Source organism: Limosilactobacillus reuteri subsp. porcinus (genome assembly GCF_036621895.1).
Classification (GTDB): Bacteria; Bacillota; Bacilli; order Lactobacillales; family Lactobacillaceae; genus Limosilactobacillus; species Limosilactobacillus reuteri_J.
Window position 1 is genome coordinate 32,717 of record NZ_LN887493.1, and the last position, 14,960, is coordinate 47,676.

The following is a 14,960-nucleotide window of genomic DNA, read 5'->3' on the forward strand; positions in this document are numbered from 1 at the left end:
GAGCGTACTTTAATCGACTCCATTTTTCATATGTTTAGATAAGATGATAAGTCAACTTTATCACTAACCCTTTTTTAGAAGTTTTTTTGCCTATTTTTACTTTAAATCCTCCACCTACTTTTACGAGCATTTTATGCATATTACTATTTACAATTCCTACCCTTTACTCCAAACTAGGGAGTAAAAACTATTTAAGGAGCTGACTCTAAGTGAGAATCACTACCGCTCACCTTTATAAGATAAATCTGCCACTCCAGACTCCATTTATAACGAGTTTCGGCCAAATGATAACTAAAGATTTCACCTTATTAGTATTAAATGATGAAGATGGTTATTCTGGATACGGAGAATGTTCTGCATTTAGTTTTCCTTTTTATACAGAAGAATTCAGAGATAGTGCTTATCTTTTACTCAAAAACTCTCTTATTCCAATGATCCTTAATCAGGAACTCTCTTCTCCTGCCGAATTGAAGGATCTCTTTACGAGTATTAGGAGAAATAATATGGCAAAAGCGACAATCGATACTGCTATGTGGGACTTATACGCCAAAAGAAACCATCAATCACTCGCAAAAGCAATTGGTGGGAATAAAAAAGAGATACTGGCAGGCATTAGTATCGGAATCCAACCTTCTCCCGAGCTTTTAGTTACTAAAGTACGTCAGGCAGTGAAAGCTGGTTATCAGCGTGTAAAAGTCAAAATTAAACCTGGTGCCGATTACCAATATCTGAAATCAGTCCGTAATGAGTTTCCTCATCTAATGTTAATGGCTGATGCTAATTCAGCTTATCGTTTAAGAGATATTGACTGCTTAAAACGTCTCGATGAACTTAACCTCTTAATGATTGAACAACCTCTCGAAGCCGATGATCTCCTCCATCATGCACAACTCCAACAACAGCTAATTACTCCTATTTGTTTGGATGAGAGCATCAATAGTCTTGCTGATGCGGAAGCAATGGAGCAGTTAGGAAGTGGTCGAATAATAAATATCAAAATTAGTAAGGTTGGTGGGCTAACTATTGCTAAAAAAATTCAATCATTCGCGCAAGCTCATCAAATAGCCTGCTGGTGCGGAGGAATGCTCGGATCAGGAGTCGCGCGTGCAGTTGATATTGCGGCAGCTACACTTCCAGGTTATACCCTGCCAAATGATATTTCTGCCTCACAGCGCTACTTCGCTCACGACATTATTAATCCTGAAATTAAATTAAACGATGGCAAAATCAATGTGCCAACTATCCCTGGTATTGGCTATAAATTAAACTGGAGCACTATTCACCGTTACTCTATAGAAGAAACAAGTTTTTAAATGTAAAAAACGCACGAACTAACCTCATTGAGTTAATTCATGTGTTTTTTATTAATTTAATGAAGGAAGATTACTTTTCGTCTTTCTTATCTTCGTCAGACTTCTTGTCTTCTTCCTTCTTATCGTCTTTTTCTTCATCCTTCTTTTCAGATGGTGAGGTATATTCTTTACTATCGTCTTTTGCGGCGTCCTTAGCGTCAACAATTACAAGTTGGCCATCCTTCATTTCAGCAACAAGGTTCTTTGCATCGAAGTGGTCAAGGTAGTAATCAGTTACCTTATCACGGATTTCACGTTCGATAACCCGACGAAGAGGACGAGCACCCATGGCTTCATCGTAACCTTCATCAATAAGGTATTGCTTTGCAGCATCAGTAACCTTAACATCCATGCCCTTCTTAGCCAATGTCCGGTCAACTTCAGCAAGCATTAAGTCAACGATTTGCTTCAAGTCTTCCTTAGTCAAACTGTGGAATTCAACAATGGCGTTGAACCGGTTCAAGAATTCAGGACGGAAGTAAGTAGTCAACTTCTTAATTAAGTCTTCTTCATCTTCGTTCCGGCCCATCTTAACTGGAGCATCGTTGGAGTAGCCGGCGTTTGATGTAGCAATGATAACAGTATTCTTAAAGTCAATAGTGTTACCTTGTCCATCAGTTAAACGACCATCATCAAGTACTTGAAGCAAGAGGGTGATAACTTGTGGGTTAGCCTTTTCAATTTCATCAAGAAGAATAATTGAATAAGGGTGACGACGAACCTTTTCAGTCAAGGTATTACCGTTGTCTTCATAACCAACATAACCAGCAGTAGCACCGATCATCTTAGATACAGCTGTCCGGTCAGAGTATTCAGACATATCTAACCGAATAATATCGTCTTTGCTGCCAAACATATCAAGGGCTAATTGCTTAGCAAGTTCAGTCTTACCAACACCAGTAGGTCCAACAAAGAGGAAACTACCAATTGGTGAATCGCCTTCGTCAAATCCAGCACGGTTACGACGAATAGCACGAGCAACTGCTTCAACAGCTTTGTCTTGGCCAATAACCTTGCCTTCAAGCCGCTTGTCCATGTCCTTTAGACGTTCAACGTCACTAGCACCAATCTTTGAAACTGGAATTCCAGTAATTTGTTCTACAGCCTTAGCAACATCTTCTGGAGTAGCAGTAACCTTTTCAGATTTAGAGTTTTCGCTCAATTGCTTCTTCAAGTCAGCAATCTTTTCCTTGGCATCTTGAGCAGCCTTGTAATCTTCTTTCTTAGCAGCAGCTTTTTGCTTCTTTTCTTCTGCTTCGATATCTTTTTCAATTGCCTTAGCATCACGTGCAGGATGCTTTGCTGCTAAGTGAGCAGCAGTCATATCGATTAAGTCGATAGCCTTGTCAGGTAATGCACGTTGTGGCATGTATTGAACAGAGTAATCAACAGCAGCTTGGAGAACGTCATCTGGTAACTTTACATTGTGGTGACGTTCGTACAAGTCACGGATACCTTTAAGAATAGCTACAGTATCAGCCTTGCTTGGAGCATTAACAGTAACAGCATTGAACCGCCGTGCTAATGCAGCATCCTTCATAATAGTGTTCCGGTATTCATCTTGAGTAGTTGCACCGATAACTGTTAGTTCACCACGGGATAATGCTGGCTTAATAATGTCAGACATACCCTTAGAACCACTAGAATCACCAGTTGAACCGGCACCGATAATTTGGTGAATTTCATCAAAGAAGAGGATGATGTTTCCAGCCTTCTTGACTTCATCAACCAACTTTTGCATGTTTTCTTCAAAGCTACCACGGTATTGGGTACCTGCTTCAAGACCAGAAATATCGATACTGATAATTTCCTTGTCCTTGATAGCAGCTGGTACATCGCCGGAAACAATTGCTTGTGCTAATCCTTCAACAACAGCAGTCTTACCAACACCAGCGTCCCCAACTAATACAGGGTTGTTCTTTGTCCGCCGGCTTAAAATTTCAGCTGTTTCTTGGATTTCCTTGTTCCGACCAATAACGGGGTCAAGTTCATGTTCACGAGCTTCTTGAGTTAAGTTTCGACCTAACTTGTGTAAGATACTGTCCTTACCTGCGTTAGGTTGAGGGCCAGGTTGCCCACCTTGTTGAGGATTTGCACCGCCTGGCAATTGACCAGTTCTACGATATTCAGCAAATTCTTCTGGTGTCACTTCACGACCATTGATTAGGTAACGCCGATTATCAGAATTGAAACCATTCATGCCACCCATTAATTGATTGAAGATGTCATTCATGTCGTTGTCAAATGGATTCATTGGGTTTTGAGCCATATGCAATCCCTCCTCAATTAAATATAATATTTTGTTTTCTAAGTTTCGTAGTCTAAGTATTCTGAAAGCCAAACGTTAACGCATTTAACTTCCTGTGGCTACAGCAAAGCCACATTCTCATTCGAGGTAATGCTCTTCTAGTTCTTTAAGGACCTTCCACATGCTCTTGTCCTGAGCACGAGCCAAGGCATCAAGATCACGCAGGTTAAGCGAGGTCGAACTAGACTGTGGTTTGTTAAACGATTTGTGTAAAGTCGTGTAGCCGTAACCGGAACGCTTGGAAACTTGATAAATGGTCAAGTGGTTAACTTCCAAATAATGTTTGATATCGATCCGCATTGCTACCCACTTCCTTTACGATTAATATTATATCACATTTGTGGAGTAAGACAACAAAAAAGACACGAAAAAAATAAAAAAAATTGTAGAATATAATTTTAACATTAAATTAAAGGCGAACTAATAATCATAAATATTTTCAAGTTTTGTTATATTTACATTTGTAACCAATAAATGTTTTTGTAATTAATAGTTTTTCTCAATCAACACTTGACAAAAATTAAAAAATAATTAGAATTATTAATAATCAGTTAATCAAAAGGAGGACACAATGATGAGCACTGCGACAATTCACTTGAATCAAGCGTATGTCTTCTGGTTTAGCGCGATTACCGTCCGCTAACCAGCAGTGATTTTATCATTGTGATGTTCCCGGATGACCCCCAAACATCCGAGAGCCTCTTTTATACTCATTCCAATCTGATCAAGAAGCCCTGGATGTTTTTCCTATAGCATTCAGGGCTTCTTTTTTCTAAATCTACATATTTATATTGGAGGAATTTATCATGCCAACTACTAAAAAAGAAATTCTCAATCGTCTTAACAATAATTTCGCTAAACTCACTCCCGGCGGGATCCGCGAATTTGACTACCAAGTCAGCGCAATCCCTGGCATCATTAAACTAACATTAGGTGAACCAGACTTTAATGTGCCAGCCGCAATGAAGCGGGCCGCAATCGATAGCATCAATGCCAATGATTCACACTATGCTCCGGGAAATGGGACCTTAGCACTACGCCAAGCAATCGCTCACTTCATGCAAGATCGTTACGAGATGGAATACGATCCAGAAAACGAAATTGCTGTTACAGTTGGCGCAACAGAGGGAATTTTCGCTTCTCTTTCTACTATTATTAATCCTGGCGACGAAATTATCATTCCAACCCCAACTTTCCCCTTCTATACAGCTGTCACAAAGATTCTTGGTGGGATTCCGATTGAAGTTGATACAAGCAGCGATGATTTTATTCTCACACCCGCAAGACTCCAAAGCGTCCTAGAAGAACATCCTAATGCAAAAGGACTAGTTCTTAACTACCCTTCCAACCCAACTGGTGTTACTTACACCCAAGATCAAATTAAAGCACTAGCCGATACGGTTAAATCAACTAACCTGATTGTAATTGCAGATGAAATTTACTCTGAACTTGTTTACGGAGCTACTCATACTTCAATCGCTAATTACATCCCCGAACAAACGCTAATTTTAAATGGTGCCTCAAAATCACATGCAATGACTGGTTACCGAATTGGTTTTATCGCTGGGCCGCAAGAATTGATGAAATCAGTCAGTGCTATTCACGCAATGTTAGTAACTGCTGCTTCTAATCCAGCAATGGCCGCTGCAGTAGCCGCATTTGGTACTGACGAAGGAAAAACAGCTACTCAAGAAATGAAAGATGCTTATGAGCAACGACGAGACTTTGTTGTTAATAACCTCCAAAAATTAGGGTTCGAGCTGATTAATCCCCAAGGAGCCTTCTACGTATTTGCCAAGATTCCTGAACAATATGGTAATGATGACCTTAAATTTGCGACAGATCTTGCAAATGAAGGAAAAGTTGCTGTGATTCCTGGTTCCTTCTTTGGAGCTGGCGGCCAAGGATACGTTCGAATTAGTTACGCCACCAGTATGGAAAATCTAACCGGAGCTCTTGATAACATTGCATCCTTCATTAATAAGGAGAATTAACATGACAAAAATCTTGATGACTAGTGTGCGGGACGATGAACAAACCGCCATTAACGAATACGCAAAAGAACACAATATCGAAATCATCACAACGCCGAAATTGATTGATGATGCTGTTGAATTAACTGCCGATGTTGATGGACTCGTAATTCAGCAACGCAGTAAAGTTCCAGCCGATATTTATGAAAAGCTCCATACCAATGGGCTCAAACAAATTGCAACGCGGACAGCTGGATTTGACATGGTCGACATCAAAAAGGCTAACGAAAATGACCTAGTCGTGACCAATGTACCAGCATATTCGCCGCGGAGTGTCGCCGAGTTTGCATTAATGCAGATTTTCCGGTTGCTTCGGAAAACTTACCGCTTTGACCACCAAGTCGCCGAAAATGACTTCCGCTGGTTTAGCGACGAACAATCAACGGAAATTCATAGTGCCACGATTGGGATTATTGGTGTTGGACGCATTGGCGGAACCCTGGCAAAGCTTCTTCATGCATTAGGTGCTACCGTTCTAGGATATGATACGAATCCGCGCACTGACCTCGATGGAATTGTCCAGTTCGTTTCTAAAGAAGAATTACTAAAACAAGCCGATGTTGTTAGTCTCCACGTCGATTTAAATCCAACTTCTAAAGGTTTATTGACTGCTAACGACTTTGAAATGATGAAACCAACTGCCGGTTTGGTCAATGCTAGCCGTGGTCCAGTCGTTAATACAGCTGATTTGGTTGTGGCCCTAAAGAAGGGAACAATTGCAGCTGCCGCCCTTGATACTTTTGAAGGTGAAGAAACGGTGGCGGCCACAAATCGTCAAGAAAAAGGGCTTGATGATCAGCCCCTTGTTAAAGAATTACACGAAATGGATAATGTTATTCTTACGCCTCACATTGCCTTCTTTACTAATTTAGCGGTCAAAAATATGGTGGATAGTTCACTTGATGATGTGATGACAATCCTTAATGGCGAAAAATCACCACATGAAATCACCTTATAATTGAGCACCCTCATTGACCAAAAGTATCGTCTCGATTACACTATGGGTATTAAAGGAGGGCACGGTTATGAGTAAATATAAAGTAACAGCAACTAAGACAACAACGGGGATGCAAGTTTCAGCCGGTACCCGTGGTTTTGAAATTACCTTTGATGAACCTGAAAGTACTAATACGGGGATGAACCCAGTAGAAATTCTCCTTGCGTCATTTGGTGCCTGCCAAGCAATTACTGCCCAGGCATTAGCTAAAAAACGTAACTTTGATTTACGAGCTTTTTGGGTAACAATCGAGGGTGATCTTGGTCGTGAAGATGTTGCTGATGGCAAGAATGTTCGTAAGTTTACTGAGATCCGTTACCAACCACATCTTCGCAGCAGCGAGTCTGATGAAGACATCAAGAAGTTCCTCGCTGACGTTGCCGCAAAGTGTCCCGTGGAAAACACTCTGACCTACGGAACGAAATTTGTTCAAGATGGATTTGTAAAAGTTGATTAGTTGAAAAAATGGCTGAGGAGAAAAAATTCTTCCCAGCTATTTACTTTTGGCAAATTTTATTGTCGTGCTTCGTAAATTAGATGTTTGTTAGTAAATTCATCAATTCCGTAACTGCTGAGTTCACGACCATAACCTGAACTCTTAACACCACCAAATGGTAATTCTGGTAATGAAGCCCAGCCCGCATTAATCCAACTCATTCCAGTTTCGATCTTCGCTGCTACTCGTTCTGCATGTTCGGAATCATTGCTAAAGATAGTGTTTCCTAACCCATAGCTTGAATTATTGGCCAATTCGATTGCTTCCTCTTCGGAACTAACCTTATAAACCGAAGCCACTGGCCCAAACATTTCCGTATCAAATATTGGGTTATCTGGGGTGATATCAGTTAAGATCGTTGGCATAAAGAATTGTCCTTCCATGTCAACCGGCTTATTACCATAGTAAACTTTGGCTCCGTTTTCTACAGCTATAGTAACTTGCTGTTGGAGCTTTTCTTTTGCCTTCTTAGATGATAGTGGTGCCAGCGTTGTTAATGGATCAAGGGGATCACCCATTTTAACTTTAGAAAACGCATCTTTCATCATCTTTAAGAAACGATCATAATCCTTTTCAAGTACAATAAAACGTTTTGATGATGTACATACTTGTCCAGCATTATATAGGCGGGCTGCCGGGGCAACTTTTTCGACAAGATCCCAATCTGCATCGTCTAAGATAATAAAGGCATCATTACCACCAAGTTCCAAAGTGCTCTTCTTCAAATTAGCCCCAGCTTCTTTAGCAACGGTTGCACCGCCGCGTTCAGAACCAGTAAGACAAACACCAGCTACCCGCTTATCAGCAATTGCCTTATTTACTTGGTCATATGAAAGGAATAAATTAGTTAAACTGCCAGCTGGCGCACCAGCTTCCTTAACGGCATCGGCAAATGCTTGTGCTGATGCTGGACAATTCGACGCATCCTTCAAGATCATGGGATTTCCTACAATAAAGTTAGGAATAAATACCCGGGCAATTTGATAGAATGGGAAATTCCAAGGTTCAACTGCAACTAAAATTCCTAATGATTGCTTCAAAACTTTGGCGCGTCCACTTGTCGTCGCAATAATTTTTGGTTGCATAAATTCATCTGCATGGGCTGCATAATAATCACAGAAAGAAGCACAAAGGTCAACTTCGCCTTCTGCTTCGCTAATTAATTTTCCCATTTCCTTACTCATAACTGTCGCATATTCAACACGTCGTTCACGTAATATTTGACCTAACTTTAAAATTTGACGTTTCCGTTCTTCAAGATCATTGTACTTCCGCCAATCTAAATATAATTGATGCGCCGTAGTCAATGTTTGTTCTAATTCTTCATCAGTTGTATTTTCAAACGTTTTTTCTACTTGGTTCGTAAATGGATTGATACTTTGATATGCCATTATGGTTCCTCCTTAAATAAACGCTTACATTTTACAACTGTTTAATAGACCAATTCAACTAATATTACTCCGCCAAAATCCAATTATCTCAGATTGAAAAGTTTGTTTTTTAACAAATAAAAGCTATTTTATTCTACCTCTAACTAACAATTTAATTATACAGGAAACGTTTTCTTGTTAATTTAATTTCAAGTAGACCAATTTGTGAATTTATTTTTTTGAAAGAAGTGTTTAAATTAGCGTCTTGGTTTGAAATACGCTACGATTAGGTTAGGTACATATAGAAAGGATGATGTTTCAATGACACTTAAGATTTACTCATTTGGTGGTGGTCAAATGATGGAAGCAATGCTGCGGGCTGCACTGAAGAAAGGAATAATCACTCCTGAAACAACCGGCGTAACAGATATTTCGAGCGATCGAGTTAATTATTTGACTGATACTTATCATATTCAAGCAAGTCAACGCCCCGATTGGACTGCCGTTGAGAACGCTGACCTTGTTATTCTAGGAGTGCGTCCACAAGATAACTGGCAAGAAATCATGAGAGAACTTGTCGCTCACCACTACCAAAAGGACGTGCTTTCAATTATTGCTGGCGTAACAGTTGCGCAACTTTCATCACAGGAAGATCTTTTTGCAATTACGCGGATCATCCCCAATACCTTGACTGATGTTGCCATGGGTTATAGCGGCGTCGTTAAAAACGATCGAGCTAATCAAACTGTCATTGAAGACTTTCTAAATAGTTTTGGAAAAGTCGATTACATTGATGAATCCTTGCTAGATGTATTTACTGGATATGGCGTGGCCGGGCCAAACTATATCTATAACTTTCTAATTAGTTTTACAAACGCAGGCGTGCTTGCCGGAATGCCTCGCCATCAAGCAAACAAACTTGCTCTTGAAAATTTACGTGCAGCCGCTGCATTTGTAGAACAAAGTGGTAAACACCCTGCCGAATTACTTGATATTAATAATTCTGCTGGCGGAGTGGGTATCACAGCTCAGCACGAGTTAGACAAAAGCTCTTTTTCAGCCGGAATCGAAAATGCTGTCCTTGCTGCTGTTAAACGAACAAAGGAATTAGGCAAACAGAATAAGGGTGATTAAAATGACAGAAACATTAAATTGGGATCATACAATGGTCGATGTAACTAATCTGCAAGATACAATTGATTATTTCAACTCTAAAGGTTTAGCCTTTACCCCTGGTGGTCATCATGAATATTGGGGAACCAAAAACGCACTAGATTATTTTGGACTTAACTATATTGAACTCTTAACAGTTGCCAATAAGGAAAAAGCTAAGGCATTTCCATATGAAAACAACTCAGCAATTCATGATGCTGTTGAGGATTATTTTGCTGGCATTCAGCGAATCACAACAATTGCCATTCGGACTGATAACATCGAAGAAACCCACCGGCGATTAAAGGGACTGGGCCTTAATGTCGGTGATATTACTGATGGAAAACGGGTTGATCCTGCTGGCAAACTCATTCAATGGAAGATTTTCTATGTTGATGACGAACTTGTTAATCATTTGCCTGCCCCATTCTTTATTCAATGGAGTGAAGATGATGATAAACGTCGCGAAGACCTAAAGAAACAGGGATTAATCAAATTCCACCCAGCTGGCGACCTCTTTGTTAAACAAGCTATCTTTAACGTTAGTGACCCAGAAGAAGCGGCTAAGCAATGGTCAGCTCTCTTACAAGCAGAAGTAGTGAGTGAAGGTGATACCTATACAATCAATATTGGAAATAAGCAACTTGTCTTCACGGCTGGCGTTGAAAATCGATTATTTAAACTTATCTTTCACGGCGCAAAGCAACCTGAAAAACTCCAACTTGGACAAATTCGTTTTGAATTAACCGATAAAGAGTAAATTAAAAATCCATGGAAAGATTCACTTGGATCCTTTCATGGATTTTTCGTTTTAAATTATTTACTTATTAGTAAATACCATCGTAAGCCTTTTGGTAAAGCTTTACAATGTCTTCAACAGTACCCTTACGTGGGTTAGAGAAGGCATTACCATCCTTGAGGGCATTCTTAGCCATCATTTCAAAGTCTTCTGGCTTAGCACCGATTTCCTTGATTGAGGATGGAATACCAACAAGCCGGCACATTTCACGCATACCGTCAATTGACTTTTGTGCTGCTTCGTAAAGGGTAAGACCAGTAGTGTCAAAGCCCATTACCTTAGCCAATTCAGCAAACCGTTCTGGACATGCGATTAAGTTATATTCTTCAACAGTGGTCAAGAGCAAGGCACAGCAAACACCATGAGGAGCATCATATTGACCACCGAGTTGGTGAGCCATTGCGTGAACATAACCTAAGTTGGCATTATTGAAGGCCATTCCGGCAAGCATTTCAGCTTCAACCATCTTAGTCCGTGCTTCAATATTGTGACCATTAGCAACTACTTCTGGTAAAGCAGTTTGAATTAATTGAATAGCTTCTTTACATTGACTATCAGTAATTGGGTTATGGTCAACAGAAACGTATGGTTCAATAGCTTGAACAAACGCATCACAACCAGTAGCAGCAGTAATGTCTTTTGGAATATCAAGCATCAACATTGGATCGTTGAATGATACCAATGGAATGTTACGCCATGAAACAACAACAAACTTCAAATGAGTCTTTTCGTTAGTAATAACAGCATGACGAGTCAATTCAGAACCAGTTCCGGCAGTAGTGTTAACAGCCATCAATGGTGGAAGTGGATTCTTCAATGTTTCAATTCCAGCAAGCTTGGAAATGTCATCACCGTTAGTCAAAACAATACCGATACCCTTACCACAGTCGTGAGCAGAACCCCCACCAACAGTGATAATTGAGTCACAGTTTTCATCTTGGTACATCTTTTTACCAGCTTGAACGTTCCGGATCTTAGGGTTAGGTTCAGCGCCAGTAAATACGGCATAGTCAACGCCAGCCTTTTCCAATGAAGCAATGGTTTGCTTTACAGGACCATTGTCAATCTTGGATAAACCTTCAGTAGTAACAATCAATGGTTTGTGCATATTGAGCATCTTTGCACGATTCCCAATCTTGGCAATAACACCAGGACCAAAGAAGTTCACACTTGGCATTAAGAAATCAAATTGTCTATTCATTAAAAATACCCTCCTCATGGCATTTGAATACGATTCCATTATCATGCAAGCGTTTTATTTTTGCAATAGAAACATTTTGATTTTTTGTTCATTATCGCCCAATTTGTAATAATAATCTTGCCTAATCTGCTACAATATCACGATGCTTGTCATAATATTCACAAATTGAACCAATTTTATATTAATGTCCTACAATAATTTGCTACTTTAATCACAAACTAGCTTAACTCATTTTCAAAAGCAGTCATTAATAACGCTGCTTGCGTATTATAAGTATTCAACTTCCGATCAGCGGTCGCAGTTGAATCATCTGGCAACAAGTTAATTTGTAAATCAACAGGAAGAGCCGCCATCTTTAAGCCCGTTACGACTAACTTCATTGCAATTTGTGCTTGCGAGCCGCCATGTCCACCGAATGTTACTAAACTAACTGGCTTCCCTTGCCACTCTTTCCCTAAGTAGTCAATGGCATTCTTCAAAACTGCCGGATAGCCCCAATTGTATTGCGGAAAAACAAACACAAAACCATCATAGCTTTGTACTAACTCACTCCATTTACGCGTTTTTTCGTGAACATATAAACCCAAATAAGGAATTTTAGGTTCATCCATCATCGGTAAATTAACTTCTTTTAGGTCGATGATGTCAAATTGAACCTTTGTACTTTTCTTTAATTGAAATTTTAACCAGTTTGCTACTTGCATACTCCGCCGATTTGGACGAACGCTGCCGACAATAATCCCAACTTTTTTCATTATCATTGCCTCCTTTTAATATCTTCATTTTAAGGCTTTTTTGAAAAGTTAAAAGAAAAACGAGGACCTGAGCTAATCCCAGTATCCTCGTTTCTTATGATAAAATGACCAATCAATTTTATATTTCGGTCGCTTGAACTGCCACCAAGTTCGTAACTGTTTTGCCCGAAACTGGTACCGTTCAAATTCATCATGCTCAATTCTTTTTTCATTAGGCAATGTCAGCCGTGCTTCATTCACTATCATTGCACTTGCTTTTCCTTGCATCACTAAAATGCATATTCCTGCCATTACCCCTAAAAGAATTACTTGATAACCTCGTATGCCTATTTTAAATCAAATCCTTTAATTCTTATGCCATTACACTTCATATCTACACTATAACATCGCTAACGACGATAAATAATAATCTAACCAAAACTCAAGAAATTCTTTATTTATGATATGGGAGGCCATTGATGATGGTAAAAGCTCGATAAATTTGTTCGCTTAAGACTAAACGCATTAATTGATGAGGCAAGGTAAAACGTCCAAACGAAATTTGGGCATCTGCCCGTTTTAATACTGCTGGACTTAAGCCTAACGAACCCCCGATCACAAAAGTAATATCACTGTGACCATAAGTTGTTAATTTATTGATTTCTTTTGCAAACTCTTCAGAAGAACGTTCTTTACCTTTAATCGCTAAAGCATATACATATTCGCGATCTTTGATTTTATCAAGAATCCGTTCCCCTTCCTTTGCCATTACTTCATCCATTTCTGCTTGGCTTAAAGATTCAGGTGCTTTTTCATCAGGAACCTCAACAATTTCAAATTTACAATAACGTCCAAGTCGTTTAGCATATTCAGCAATTCCCGCTTTAAAATACTTTTCTTTTAACTTACCCACACCAATAATTTTTATATTCAAGATATCCACTACCTTCCACAGTTTATCCACAAAGTTATCCACAGGCCTGCGTTGATTTTTTTCTTTTCCCGAATGTTCGGTTAATTTTTTGTTGAAAAAGCGTTTTCTTAAAAATTACTTATCCACAGTTATCTACAGGAACAATCGTTCAGTAACAACTTGGCTATCCCTTGCGCCCGTAAGAGATATTACGGAGATCACACAAAGAATTCCACTTATCCACAAACACACATTCAACTTGTGGATAATTTTTGAACAATAAATTTTATTGATATACCAACATTTATAAAATTACTTTAAATTTACTGTTAGTTATCCACCGACTTATCCACAAGCAATTTCACATTATTATTTTAACGTATTTCTAACGATTTACAACACAATCTGTGGCAAATATACAACGGAATGTTACCTAGCGAATATTAGCTTCTTCAATTTTTCTTATTATTCGGAATTTTCCCACTATCTTACTTAAAAACTGTTCCATGTTGTTCTGCTTCTCGTTGAAAATCTGCTGGAACTTTTATTCCTAACTTACGTGCCTGCTTTAAATTAAGAACCGGTTCTCCATGATGGTAATTATTAACTGCCATCTGTCCTGGCTTTTCACCTTTCAAAATACGTGCTGCCATTTTTCCGGCTGCTTTTCCTTGCCCGTATTGGCTAAGACTAATCGAAGCTACTCCACCATCTTTTACCATTGTATCAGCACTCGGGAAAACAGGTTTATTGACCGCATCTGCATTTTTCACCAATACTCCCATTGATCCAGCAATTGTATTGTCACTAGGAACAATAACCGCGTCTACTTTACTCAACATTGTTTGTGAAGTCTGATTAAGTTCATTAGCATTCGCAATTGTATAAGTTTTTAAGTTTACATGTAATTTATGCGCTGCTTTTACCATTGTTCGGTACTGACTTTCAGACGAGGTATCGCTCGATGTGTAGATTACTCCCAGGGTCTTTATGTTTGGTATAAATTTCTTTACTAAGGCAATCTGCTGTTCACTTGGATTTACATCATGAACCCCTGTAACTTTTCCTTCTGGGTGTTTTTCATTCTTTACTAAGCCGGCACCAACCGGATCACCAATTCCCCCCATTACAATTGGAATATCCTTTGTCGCATTAGCAAGTGCTTGGCAAGCTGGGGTGGTAATACCAACGATTACTTTCGCATGATCATTCACTAATTTATTCGCCATAGTATTTAAGTTTCCCTGATCACCATTTGCATTCTGGTATTCAATTTTGATATTCTTGCCGTTTCGGTATCCTTCTTCTGCTAATCCGGCAACGACCCCCTTTTGAATCTGATCTAATGCTGGATGATGCATCATCGTTAAAATTCCTACCACTGGCTTTGTTGTCTGTTGATGAAGCCTTAAAAGTCCAAAATAACCACCAATCACAACAATTCCAATAACAATATAGCCCATAATTCGTTTCATCCCTATCTCCACCTTTCAAAATAAAAAGGAGCTCCACGTTTCGGAACTCCCACCCTAAATTTCAAGAATAAGTTAGCCACTGGACTCAAATAAATAATACTGACCAATTGATTATTGGTTGATGGAGCTG

Annotated in this window: 14 protein-coding genes; 6 read left to right on the plus strand and 8 right to left on the minus strand. The window is 39.3% G+C overall.

Features of this window, described 5'->3' with window-relative positions; translation table 11 throughout:
* Positions 1-209 precede the first annotated feature (209 nt).
* Positions 210-1,313, plus strand: a complete 1,104-nt coding sequence (menC, locus tag AACL61_RS09300; protein ID WP_102816086.1) for an o-succinylbenzoate synthase — start codon at positions 210-212, stop codon at positions 1,311-1,313.
* A 70-nt stretch (positions 1,314-1,383) separates the two neighbouring features.
* Here the strand turns inward: menC and AACL61_RS09305 are convergent, their stop codons facing one another.
* Positions 1,384-3,621 carry an ATP-dependent Clp protease ATP-binding subunit gene (locus tag AACL61_RS09305; RefSeq protein ID WP_102816085.1) on the minus strand — a complete coding sequence of 746 codons (2,238 nt, stop codon included), beginning with the start codon at positions 3,619-3,621 and terminating at the stop codon, positions 1,384-1,386.
* A 117-nt stretch (positions 3,622-3,738) separates the two neighbouring features.
* On the minus strand, positions 3,739-3,960 hold the full coding sequence (locus AACL61_RS09310) for a hypothetical protein (RefSeq protein WP_003670244.1): 222 nt from the start codon (positions 3,958-3,960) through the stop codon (positions 3,739-3,741).
* Positions 3,961-4,466: 506 nt separating this feature from the next.
* Here AACL61_RS09310 and AACL61_RS09315 point away from each other — a divergent pair.
* The 3 genes from AACL61_RS09315 (at position 4,467) to AACL61_RS09325 (ending at position 7,147) form a co-directional block, all read left to right on the plus strand.
* On the plus strand, positions 4,467-5,654 hold the full coding sequence (locus AACL61_RS09315) for an aminotransferase class I/II-fold pyridoxal phosphate-dependent enzyme (protein WP_339111293.1): 1,188 nt from the start codon (positions 4,467-4,469) through the stop codon (positions 5,652-5,654).
* Position 5,655: 1 nt separating this feature from the next.
* Positions 5,656-6,651 carry a D-2-hydroxyacid dehydrogenase gene (locus AACL61_RS09320; protein WP_339111294.1) on the plus strand — a complete coding sequence of 332 codons (996 nt, stop codon included), beginning with the start codon at positions 5,656-5,658 and terminating at the stop codon, positions 6,649-6,651.
* Between the two features lie 67 nt (positions 6,652-6,718).
* Positions 6,719-7,147, plus strand: a complete 429-nt coding sequence (locus AACL61_RS09325; protein ID WP_003669548.1) for an OsmC family protein — start codon at positions 6,719-6,721, stop codon at positions 7,145-7,147.
* A 56-nt stretch (positions 7,148-7,203) separates the two neighbouring features.
* On the opposite strand, the gene AACL61_RS09330 is transcribed toward AACL61_RS09325, so the two are convergent.
* On the minus strand, positions 7,204-8,577 hold the full coding sequence (locus AACL61_RS09330) for an NAD-dependent succinate-semialdehyde dehydrogenase (RefSeq protein ID WP_339111295.1): 1,374 nt from the start codon (positions 8,575-8,577) through the stop codon (positions 7,204-7,206).
* Between the two features lie 300 nt (positions 8,578-8,877).
* Here AACL61_RS09330 and AACL61_RS09335 point away from each other — a divergent pair, with 300 nt between their 5' ends.
* Together AACL61_RS09335 and AACL61_RS09340 are read left to right on the plus strand one after the other, a co-directional pair.
* Entirely contained in the window at positions 8,878-9,690 is an 813-nt protein-coding gene (locus AACL61_RS09335) for a pyrroline-5-carboxylate reductase family protein (RefSeq protein ID WP_339111296.1), read from the plus strand.
* Between the two features lies 1 nt (position 9,691).
* The gene (locus AACL61_RS09340) at positions 9,692-10,468 is read left to right on the plus strand and encodes a VOC family protein (RefSeq protein WP_339111297.1); all 777 of its coding nucleotides are present in this window, start codon (positions 9,692-9,694) and stop codon (positions 10,466-10,468) included.
* Between the two features lie 67 nt (positions 10,469-10,535).
* On the opposite strand, the gene AACL61_RS09345 is transcribed toward AACL61_RS09340, so the two are convergent.
* The 5 genes from AACL61_RS09345 to trpX form a co-directional block, all read right to left on the minus strand.
* On the minus strand, positions 10,536-11,708 hold the full coding sequence (locus tag AACL61_RS09345; RefSeq protein WP_339111298.1) for an iron-containing alcohol dehydrogenase: 1,173 nt from the start codon (positions 11,706-11,708) through the stop codon (positions 10,536-10,538).
* Between the two features lie 218 nt (positions 11,709-11,926).
* Positions 11,927-12,469, minus strand: a complete 543-nt coding sequence (locus AACL61_RS09350) for an NADPH-dependent FMN reductase (RefSeq protein ID WP_339111299.1) — start codon at positions 12,467-12,469, stop codon at positions 11,927-11,929.
* Positions 12,470-12,535: 66 nt separating this feature from the next.
* Entirely contained in the window at positions 12,536-12,754 is a 219-nt protein-coding gene (locus AACL61_RS09355) for a hypothetical protein (RefSeq protein ID WP_339111300.1), read from the minus strand.
* A gap of 142 nt (positions 12,755-12,896) precedes the next feature.
* The gene (rlmH, locus tag AACL61_RS09360) at positions 12,897-13,376 is read right to left on the minus strand and encodes a 23S rRNA (pseudouridine(1915)-N(3))-methyltransferase RlmH (protein WP_011953354.1); all 480 of its coding nucleotides are present in this window, start codon (positions 13,374-13,376) and stop codon (positions 12,897-12,899) included.
* 467 nt (positions 13,377-13,843) lie between these two features.
* Positions 13,844-14,830 (minus strand): tryptophan ABC transporter substrate-binding protein, encoded by a 987-nt coding sequence (gene trpX / locus AACL61_RS09365; protein ID WP_339111301.1) that lies wholly within the window; start codon positions 14,828-14,830, stop codon positions 13,844-13,846.
* Positions 14,831-14,960 lie beyond the last annotated feature (130 nt).